This window comes from Streptomyces sp. NPDC049577 (assembly GCF_040675635.1).
In the GTDB taxonomy this organism is placed as follows: domain Bacteria; phylum Actinomycetota; class Actinomycetes; order Streptomycetales; family Streptomycetaceae; genus Streptomyces.
Genome location: NZ_JBFAPH010000260.1, coordinates 1 through 8,849, shown reverse-complemented (window position 1 = coordinate 8,849; position 8,849 = coordinate 1). Strand labels below are relative to the sequence as shown.

The following is an 8,849-nucleotide window of genomic DNA, read 5'->3' as shown; positions in this document are numbered from 1 at the left end:
GCCCCGAGGCCGCCCGCACGCCCCCGCGGAGCCGGCCCGGGGCCCTTCGCCTTTCGTCCTTCGCCGCCGTCCCTCCGGCGTCCCTCCGCCGTCCCGCCGCCGTGTCGTACGGCCTCAGCGCTGTTCCCCGGCTGCCTCCGCGGCCCGCTTCGGTACCGCCGGCACCGGCAGGAACGGCAGGCGCAGCGCCCCGAAGGCGTCCTGCGGCACCGCCGGGTGCCGGGGGGCCACCGGGGCGACGGGGACGTAGGCGTCGCCCGGTTCGGGGCGCGGGTCGGGTTCGTCCTTGTTGGGCCAGAGGGACATGGCGCGCTCCGCCTGCGCCGTGATCGTCAGCGAGGGGTTGACGCCGAGGTTGGCGGAGACGGCCGCGCCGTCGACCACCGAGATGCCCGGGTGGCCGTAGAGCCGGTGGTACGGGTCGATGACACCGCGTTCCGCGTCCGGGCCGATGGGGCAGCCGCCCAGGAAGTGGGCGGTGAGCGGGGTGCCCATGAGTTCGCCGACGTTGCTGCCGGGGAAGCCGCCGATCTCCCGTGCGAGGTGGTCCGCGGCCTCGGCGGCGGCGGGTATCTGCTTCGGGTTCGGCGTCCCGTGGCCCTGCCGGGCGGTGAGCAGGCCCTTGCCCGGCCGGGCGGTGCGGCGGTAGGTGGTCAGGGAGTTGTCCAGCGACTGCATGACCAGGCCGATGATCGTGCGCTCGGACCAGCGGTGGGTCGCGAGGGAGAGCACCGCCTGCACCGGGTGCCGCACGCAGCGGGCCGCGAAGGCCAGGGCCCGTGGCGCCCGCGTGCCGACCGGCACCTGGGGGATGGAGAGCAGCCCCATCGCGTTGGAGCCCCTGCCGTAGCGCACCGGCTCGATGTGGGTGTCGGCGTCGGGGTGCACGGAGGAGGTGATCGCCACGCCCCGTGTGAAGTCGGGGGCGCTCCCGTGCGCCCGGCGGTAGCGGGAGGCGAGGGTCGAGGCGCCGACGAGCGCCTCGGAGTTCGTCCGGGTCAGCTCGCCCAGCCGGTCGGAGATCCGGGGCAGCAGCCCGCGGTCCTTCATCGTGTGCAGCAGGGTCTGGGTGCCGTACGTACCGGCGGCGAGCACGACCTGCCGGGCTCGCAGGACGCGCGGCCGGGCCTTGCGGCGGCGGTCGGTGGGTACGGTCACGACGCGGTATCCGCCGTCGCGGTGTTCGGTGACGGCGACGACGGTGGTCATGGGGTGGATCACGGCGCCGGCCCGCTCGGCGAGGTGGAGGTAGTTCTCGTTGAGCGTGTTCTTCGCGCCGTGTCGGCAGCCGGTCATGCACTCGCCGCACTCGGTGCACGCCCGGCGGGCCGGGCCCGCGCCGCCGAAGTACGGGTCGGCGGCCTCCTCCCCCGGCCGTGCCCGCACCGTGCCGTCGCCGTCGCGGCCGTCGCCGAAGAAGACGCCCACCGGCGCCGGGTGGAAGGTGTCCCCGACGCCCATGCGCTCGGCCGCCGCCTTCAGATGGACGTCGGAGGCGGTCATGGTCGGGTTGAGCCGGACGCCGAGCATGCGCCGGGCCTGCTCGTAGTACGGCTCCAGCGCGCGCCGCCAGTCGGTGATCCCGGCCCACTGGGGGTCGTCGAAGAACGCCTGCGGCGGTACGTACAGGGTGTTGGCGTAGTTGAGCGAACCGCCGCCGACGCCCGCGCCCGCCAGGACCATGACGTTGCCCAGCAGATGAATGCGCTGGATCCCGTAGAGGCCCAGGGCCGGCGCCCACAGGTAGTCCCGCAGGGCCCAGGAGTTCCTGGGCAGCGACTCCCGCGTGAACCGCCGGCCCGCCTCCAGGACGCCGACGCGGTACCCCTTCTCCGTGAGGCGGAGGGCGGAGACCGCGCCGCCGAATCCGGAGCCGACCACGACGACGTCGTAGTCGAAGCCGTCGTGGTCGAAGCCGTCGTGGCCGACCCCGTCGCCGCCGGTCTGCTTCCCGGCCCTATCCCCTGCCGGCTCCCCTGCCGGCTCCCCGGCCTGCCCGTCGAACTCCGTCACCGCGATCCTCCGTCAGCAGCAGTTCTTCAGCGGTTCCTCACCGGCCGGCCCGGTCAGCGCAGGCGCAGGGCCTTCAGCGCGCGCAGCCCGCCCGTCATCAGCCGGGCGTACCGTTCGTCGTCCATGCCGAACGCGGGCCCGAGCGGCATGATCCGCTGCTGGGCGACGGTCTGGGCCTCGGTGTACTTGAGGAGGCCCGCCGCGCCGTGCCGGCGGCCCAGACCGGAGTCGCCCATGCCGCCCATGGGGGACTGGGCGCTGCCGTAGGCGGCGGCGTACGCCTCGTTGACGTTCACCGTCCCGGCGTTCAGCCGGGCGGCGATCGCCCGGCCGCGCCGTCCGTCCCTGGTCCAGACGCTCGCGTTGAGCCCGTACGGGGTGTCGTTGGCGAGCCGGACGGCCTCGTCCTCGTCCGTGAAGCGGTAGACCGACACCACGGGGCCGAACGTCTCCTCCGTGCTGACGGCCATGGGGGCTTCCACGCCGTCGAGGATGGTCGGCTCGTAGAAGAGCGGGCCGACGTCCGGGCGGGGGCGGCCGCCGGCGACGACGGTGGCGCCCTTGGCGACGGCCTCCTCCACGTGCCGGGTCACGGTCTCCAGCTGCCGCCGCGAGACCAGCGAGCCCATGTCGGCGCCGTAGGCCAGTGCGGTGCCGAGGCGCAGTGCCCGGGTGCGGGCCGCGAACCGGCGGACGAACTCCGCGGCGATCGACTCGTGCACGTACAGCCGCTCGATGGATATGCACAGCTGGCCGGCGGAGGAGAAGCAGCCGCGGACCGCGCCCGCCGCCGCCTTGTCGACGTCGGCGTCGTGCAGCACCAGCATGGCGTTCTTGCCGCCGAGTTCGAGGGAGCAGCCGACGAGCCGGGCGGCGGCCCGCCGGGCGACGTCGCGGCCGGTACGGGTGGAGCCGGTGAAGGAGACGTAGTCGGCGTTCTCGACGACTGCCGGGCCGACGACCGGGCCGTCGCCGATCACCACCTGCCAGACGTCCTCGGGCAGTCCCGCCTCGATGAGGAGTTCGCGCGCCCGGAGCGCGGAGAGCGCGGTCTCGGTGTCGGGCTTCATCACGACGGCATTACCGGCGACGAAGGCGGGCAGGGCGTCACCGACGGACAGCTCGAACGGGTAGTTCCAGGGCGCGATCTGGCCGACGACGCCGCAGGGCCGGTGCAGCTCGGTGACCTTGGTGAGGACGGGCAGCACGCCGGTGTGCGGGCGGGGTCTGAGGTAGGCGGGGGCCTTGCGCCCGTAGTGGCGGGCGGCGACGCAGACGGCCTGCACCTCCTCGTGCGCGTGCAGCCGTGCCTTGCCGGTCTCCAGCTGGATCAGGTCGAGAATCCCCGACTGGTGCCGCAGGACGAGGTCGTGGAAGCGCAGCAGCACGGCCGCGCGCTCGCGGACGGGCAGGGCGGCCCAGGCGGGCTGGGCCGCCCGGGCGCGCGCGTAGGCGGCGGCCACGTCCGCCGGTGTGGATTCGGGGAGTTCGGCGAGCTGCTCCTCCGTGAACGGCGTGTGGCTGACCGTTCGGCCGGAGCCGACGACTCCGGCGGTGAGGCGGGCGACGAGGGCCGGAGTGACCACGTCCGCGGCGGTGCGGGCACCTGGCGGGGCGAGGGGATTGCCGGCGGAAACCGTTCCTGTGCGCTGCTCGTCCGTCATGCGGGTGAGCGTATGCCGGGTCGGACAGTTTTGGTACCCGCCGGTAACCGGATCACGTCACGTGGGCACGCACCCGGCACGCCCGGCTCCGGGCAGCGGGCGTCAGGGGACTGCCGGGGGGCTGTCAGGGGGAGGAGACGGGCCTGGTCCGGACGAAGGTGCTGAGGGCGATGTCGAAGTGCCGGCGCCCCTCCTGGGTGCGGGCGAGGGGCGAGGAGACCCATACGTCGTACATCTTCTCGCCCTCCTCCCAGGCGAGATCGTAGGTGTGCCGGGCGCCGCGGGGCGCCTTGCCCTCGCGCCCGTCGAAGCCGTCCCAGACGAACTCCCAGGAGGCGGCGCGGTGTCCGCGGTGCGTGGCGCGCTCGACGCGGGCGTCGCGGTAGCCGGGGTAGTGGTCGGGGGCCACGGCGGCCGAGGAGCGCATGACGGAGATCGGACCGCCCTCCTGCGGGTCCTGGATGAGGACGCCGATCCGGAACTCCTTGTCGGGCGAGTAGTAGAAGACGCGCGGCGGTTCGAAGGAGCGGGTGAAGCCGTCGGGCACGGCGAAGGCGAAGCCCGCCGGGTCCTGGACGGAGTGGTAGCCGGGCGGCGCGGCGACACTGGCGCTCGCCGGCGGCTCGGAGAGGGAGGAGGCGGGCCCGGTGACGGACCGCTTGCCGTCGGCGCCGGAGCGGAGGTCGTCGTCGCGGTCGAGCAGCGCCGCGAGTCCCGCACCCACCGCGACCAGGGTGACGACGGCGACGGCCGTCATGAGGATCGTCCGGAACCGGCCGCCGTCCGGCGGACCGGCCCGGCCCGAGGGGTCCGGCGGACGGTCCGGCAGGGCCGGGACGCCGTGCCGGACCGGCATGTACCGCGTGGCGGCCGGCGGGGTCCGCCCGTACTCCAGGTAGGCGCGGAGCAGGTCCTCGGCCTCGTCGGCGCCCATGCGCCGCGCCGGGTCGCGCTCCAGCAGTCCGCGGACGACCGGCAGCAGCGGGTCGGCGGCCGCGGGTGGCCGGATCTCGTCGTAGACCACGGCGTGCAGGACACCGCCCACCGAGTCGCGGTGGAAGGGCGATTCGCCGCTGAGCGCCGTGCACAGCAGCACGCCCAGGGACCACAGGTCGGACTCCGGGCCCGCGCGGCCGCCCGACATCCGCTCCGGCGCGGTGTACTCGGGCGAGCCGACGAACGCCCCCGCCTCGGTGATCGTCGTCGCCCCGGACACCTGGGCGATGCCGAAGTCCGTCAGGACGACCCGCCCGGTGCCGGCCTCCAGCAGGACGTTCGCCGGCTTGATGTCCCGGTGCAGCACGCCGCGCGCGTGGGCGGCACGCAGCGCGCCCAGCATCGCCACCCCGATCCGTGCCGCCTCGCGGGGCCCCACCGGGCCGTCCGCCACCAGCAGGTCCGACAGCGAGCGCCCCTCGATCAGTTCCATGACGATCCAGGGGCGCCCGTCCTGCTCCACGATGTCGTGCAGCACGATCACATTCGGATGTTTGATCAGCGCCACCGTGCGGGCCTCGCGCAGCGTGCGCTCGCGCTGGGCCTCGCCGTCGTGGGCGCCGTCGCCCACGTGGAGTTCCTTGACGGCCACTTCGCGCGCCAGCAGCTCGTCCGTGGCACGCCAGACCGTGCCCATTCCCCCGCGGCCGACCCGCCGGCCGAGCCGGTAGCGCCCGGCGAGCAGACCGCCCGGTGCAGCGAAGGTCCCCATGGGCCCATCTTGCCGCACGACCCCACGCCCGACCGGCTGCCGCCGGACGCGTCACTCGACGATGGGCGGCATTGCCGGTCCGGTCGCGCAACTGACGTCACGTCGCGTCACATGCGGCCCATGTGCCCCTGGGGCAACGGGAGGAGGAGCGCGTCAGGCCGCCGTCGCCGTGGTGACGACCAGGGGCGGCGCGGCGCGCTCGGCGGTCCACGGGTCGCTGCGCAGCAGTTCGGGGTCGGCGATCTCGGCGGCCTCCTCGACGGAGGGGTGGTGCCGGCTCACACACGTGAATCCCGCGCTGGAGAGCAGCGGGGGAAGGATCTCGGGCGGCCAGTAGAAGTCGGGGAAGGTGTGCCAGCTGCCGTCGGTGCATTTCAGATGGGCGGGAAAGGGATCGCCGGGCCGGTAGGTCATTCCGGGCTCGCCGACCTGCTGGCAGCTGAAGCGCGTTCCCGCCCGTGTGGGGTCGCTCGCGAGAACGGCGAGACGCCCGCCGGGTTTCAGCAGCCGGTGGATCTCGGAGAGCAGGCGGAGAATTCCGTCCTTGTCCGGCAGCGTCGCCAGGACGTGATTGCACATCGCCGCGTCCGCGCAGCGGTCGGGCAGGTCGGCGACCCGGCCGTCCCTGATGAGGCGGAATTCCGCCCCGGGCGGGTTGCGGCGCCGGGCCGCCTGCAGCATCGCCGGTGACACGTCCACGGCCAGGACCCGCACGCCGTACAGCCGGGCGGCGCGCTCGGCGACGATGCCGGGCCCGCAGCCGAAATCGAGTAGCGTCCTGCCGCGCATTTCCGTGAGTGCGAGGGCGCGGAAGACGAAGGGATGGCCGAGCAGCCGGTCCATCCTGTCGTCCCGCGCCGCATAACCGTCCGCGGCCCGCGGGCCGTCATAGGCCCCGTTGCCGCCGAATTCTCTGGCCATATCGGGTGGCTGCGCCGGATGGCTTGCCGCCACACGCGGAGGGCGGCGAATCACCCTTTCGGGAGCGGTATTTCGAGAACCGGTCTCGAACCGGTCTTGAACCGGTCCCGGAGGACGACGTCCGATGACCGCCGGTGTCCGGGCCGCGGTGGCGGAACGCTGGCGCCCATGACCACGACGCCCCTTCCCCTTCTCCACGCGGCCCGGGCCATTCCCCCGGCCGTACTGCGGCAGCTGCGCGAGCAGGACGACGCCGGCGCCACCCGGCAGCCCTTCACCGACCCGGAGGGCGGCTCGCCGCTGCGGTGCTGCCTGCGGCACAGCCGGGCGGGCGAGCGGATCGTCCTCCTCTCGTACGCGCCGCTGCGCCGCTGGGCGGCCGAGACGGGCGCGGATCCGGGCCCGTACGACGAGTGCGGCCCGGTGTTCGTCCACGCCGCGGAGTGCGCCGGGCAGACGAGCGGCCCGGGCTACCCGCTCGAACTGCACGGCGCCCGCAGGGTGCTGCGCGCCTACGACGCGCGCGGGCACATCCTGGGCGGACGACTGATCGAACTCCCCCAGGACCGGGCCACCGAGGTGGACGACGTGCTCGGGGACGTCTTCACGGACCCGGCGGTGGCGCTGGTGCACGTCCGGGCACTGGAATTCGGCTGCTTCATGCTGGAAGTCCGCCGGACGGATTAGCCGGATGAGACGGATGAGGCAGCCCTCCCCCGTCGTGCGCCCCCTAACCGGACACGTCGAGGACCGGCGAGTCCTCGTAGGCGCGCGCCAGCCGCGCGAACGCGCGGTCCAAGGCTTCGGTGACCGTTCTCCGAACGCGCTCGACCGGCTCCCCCGCGGCAAGCGCACGGTGCAGGGCGTCGAACGCCGTCTCCCCCGCCGCCACCGCCAGCGCGGCGAAGAGGTCGAGCTCCGCCCGGTCGGGGCCCTCCGCGGGCGCGCCCGCGCGTTCGGCCAGGAGTTCGGCCAGCAGTGTCTGGCGCTGCCGCGCCAGCGGCAGGTAGCTGCGGGCGAGGGCGGGGCTCTCCAGCAGGACGCGGGCGAAGATCCGCCCGTTGTCGACGGCCTCGGCACCCAGCACGAGCTCGCACGCGTCCGCGAAGAACCTCCGTACGCCCTCGATGACCTCCGCGCCCGTGCGCGCCCCCGTGACGGCGGCCGGCAGGCCGGCCCGGAACTCCTCGCGGCGGCTGAAGAAGATGTCCTCCTTCGACGCGAAGTGGGTGAAGACGGTGGCCGGCGCCACGTCCGCCTCCGCCGCGATGCGGTTGAGCGTCACGGCGTCGAAGCCCCGCTCGGCGAAGAGCCGGAAGGCCGCGTCCGAGATCGCGCGGCGCGTGCGCTCGCGCTTGCGGCCGCGTATGCCGGCCGGGGCGGCGAGGGGTGCGGTGTCGGCGCTGGTCATGGGGCCAGGGTAGCGGTCTGGCGGCCGAAAATAGAGCTGCTGTATTTTTAGAGGTGCTCTACTTCTGTCGCAGGCACCGCACGCACCCGCACGCACCGCACGCACCCGCACGAACAGAAGGGGATCACCATGGCCACCCAGCTGAACCATCTGATCGTCCACTGCCGGGACCGGCACGAGACCGCCCGCTTCGTCAGCGACCTCCTCGGCACCGAGCCGCCCGTCGACTTCGACATCTTCGCCCAGATCACGAGCGCGAACGGGGTGGGCGTCGACTTCGCCGACAGCATCGTCGACGCGGACCGGATCAACCCCTCGCACCTCGCCTTCCTGGTCACCGACGAGGAGTTCGACGCGGCCCTCGGCCGGATCACCGAGCGGGGCGTCCCGCACTGGGCGGAGCCCGGCAAGAAGGTCAAGGGCATCAACCACCTCTACGGCGGCCGCGGCGTCTACGTGGAGGACCCGGGCGGCACGCTGATCCTGGAGCTCATCACCGCCCCGTACGGCGAGGTCCCGGAGTACGTCACGGCGTGATCCGCTGATCAGCCCGCCAGCTCGCGCTCCAGAGGCGTGCGGAACCGGGGCGTGACCCGGACGTCGCCGATCCAGTCCGCCAGCCGCGTGGCCTCCGCCTCGATCGCGGAGGCCGCGTCGCGGCCGGCGTCCGTCAGCAGCCGCCAGACGATCTGGCCGTTGGCGCGCTGGGCCCAGCCGCCGACGATCCGGCCCCGCCACCACACTGTCGGGCCGATGTTGCCGGCGCGGTCGAAGAGCGCGGGCACATGGGCGGGGTCGAGGTACCAGTCGCGGCCGCGCCAGCCCATGGCCGTCGGGTCGAGGCCGGGCAGCAGCGCGGCCCAGGGACCGGCCGCCGTGTCATCGTCCTCGGGAAGGTCCGAGGCCAGGACGTAGCCGGGCCCCTCCGTCAGCTCGACGTCCGCGACGCCCGCGTCGGCGAGCGCCCTGCGGGTGTCCGCGGCCGTCCAGCCGGTCCACCACTTCAGGTCCGCCTCGGTGGCCGGCCCGTACGCGGCCAGCCAGCGCCGCGCCAGCTCGGCCTTCGCCTCCCGCACGGGCAGCTCCGGCAACTGCGGGACCAGCGCCCACGGGTAGAGGCTGCTGGTCCAGG

General features: G+C 74.0%; 8 protein-coding genes. 2 read left to right on the top strand and 6 right to left on the bottom strand.

Annotation, left to right across the window (positions count from 1 at the left end):
* Positions 1-114: 114 nt before the first annotated feature.
* From AB0K09_RS24490 to AB0K09_RS24475, 4 genes are all read right to left on the bottom strand, one after another.
* Positions 115-1,881, bottom strand: a complete 1,767-nt coding sequence (locus AB0K09_RS24490; protein WP_366067530.1) for a GMC family oxidoreductase — start codon at positions 1,879-1,881, stop codon at positions 115-117.
* Positions 1,882-2,066: 185 nt separating this feature from the next.
* Positions 2,067-3,677 carry a succinic semialdehyde dehydrogenase gene (locus AB0K09_RS24485; RefSeq protein WP_366067529.1) on the bottom strand — a complete coding sequence of 537 codons (1,611 nt, stop codon included), beginning with the start codon at positions 3,675-3,677 and terminating at the stop codon, positions 2,067-2,069.
* Positions 3,678-3,801: 124 nt separating this feature from the next.
* Complete coding sequence (locus AB0K09_RS24480) at positions 3,802-5,385, bottom strand: serine/threonine-protein kinase (RefSeq protein WP_366067528.1); 1,584 nt, start codon at positions 5,383-5,385, stop codon at positions 3,802-3,804.
* Positions 5,386-5,538: 153 nt separating this feature from the next.
* The gene (locus tag AB0K09_RS24475) at positions 5,539-6,306 is read right to left on the bottom strand and encodes a class I SAM-dependent methyltransferase (protein ID WP_366067527.1); all 768 of its coding nucleotides are present in this window, start codon (positions 6,304-6,306) and stop codon (positions 5,539-5,541) included.
* A gap of 168 nt (positions 6,307-6,474) precedes the next feature.
* Here AB0K09_RS24475 and AB0K09_RS24470 point away from each other — a divergent pair, with 168 nt between their 5' ends.
* On the top strand, positions 6,475-6,993 hold the full coding sequence (locus AB0K09_RS24470; protein WP_366067526.1) for a DUF1203 domain-containing protein: 519 nt from the start codon (positions 6,475-6,477) through the stop codon (positions 6,991-6,993).
* Positions 6,994-7,036: 43 nt separating this feature from the next.
* On the opposite strand, the gene AB0K09_RS24465 is transcribed toward AB0K09_RS24470, so the two are convergent.
* Positions 7,037-7,717 (bottom strand): helix-turn-helix domain-containing protein, encoded by a 681-nt coding sequence (locus tag AB0K09_RS24465; protein WP_366067525.1) that lies wholly within the window; start codon positions 7,715-7,717, stop codon positions 7,037-7,039.
* A 129-nt stretch (positions 7,718-7,846) separates the two neighbouring features.
* On the opposite strand from AB0K09_RS24465, the gene AB0K09_RS24460 reads away from it, so the two are divergent.
* Positions 7,847-8,254, top strand: a complete 408-nt coding sequence (locus tag AB0K09_RS24460; RefSeq protein ID WP_366067524.1) for a VOC family protein — start codon at positions 7,847-7,849, stop codon at positions 8,252-8,254.
* Between the two features lie 8 nt (positions 8,255-8,262).
* On the opposite strand, the gene AB0K09_RS24455 is transcribed toward AB0K09_RS24460, so the two are convergent.
* Positions 8,263-8,849 (bottom strand): crosslink repair DNA glycosylase YcaQ family protein (locus tag AB0K09_RS24455; RefSeq protein ID WP_366067523.1); only part of this gene is annotated, 587 nt, incomplete at its 5' end.

Coding starts and splice junctions, on each gene's coding strand:
- AB0K09_RS24485 (WP_366067529.1), bottom strand. CDS start 3,677: ATGACGGACGAGCAGCGCACAGGAACGGTTTCCGCCGGCAATCCCCTC.
- AB0K09_RS24480 (WP_366067528.1), bottom strand. CDS start 5,385: ATGGGGACCTTCGCTGCACCGGGCGGTCTGCTCGCCGGGCGCTACCGG.
- AB0K09_RS24475 (WP_366067527.1), bottom strand. CDS start 6,306: ATGGCCAGAGAATTCGGCGGCAACGGGGCCTATGACGGCCCGCGGGCC.
- AB0K09_RS24470 (WP_366067526.1), top strand. CDS start 6,475: ATGACCACGACGCCCCTTCCCCTTCTCCACGCGGCCCGGGCCATTCCC.
- AB0K09_RS24465 (WP_366067525.1), bottom strand. CDS start 7,717: ATGACCAGCGCCGACACCGCACCCCTCGCCGCCCCGGCCGGCATACGC.
- AB0K09_RS24460 (WP_366067524.1), top strand. CDS start 7,847: ATGGCCACCCAGCTGAACCATCTGATCGTCCACTGCCGGGACCGGCAC.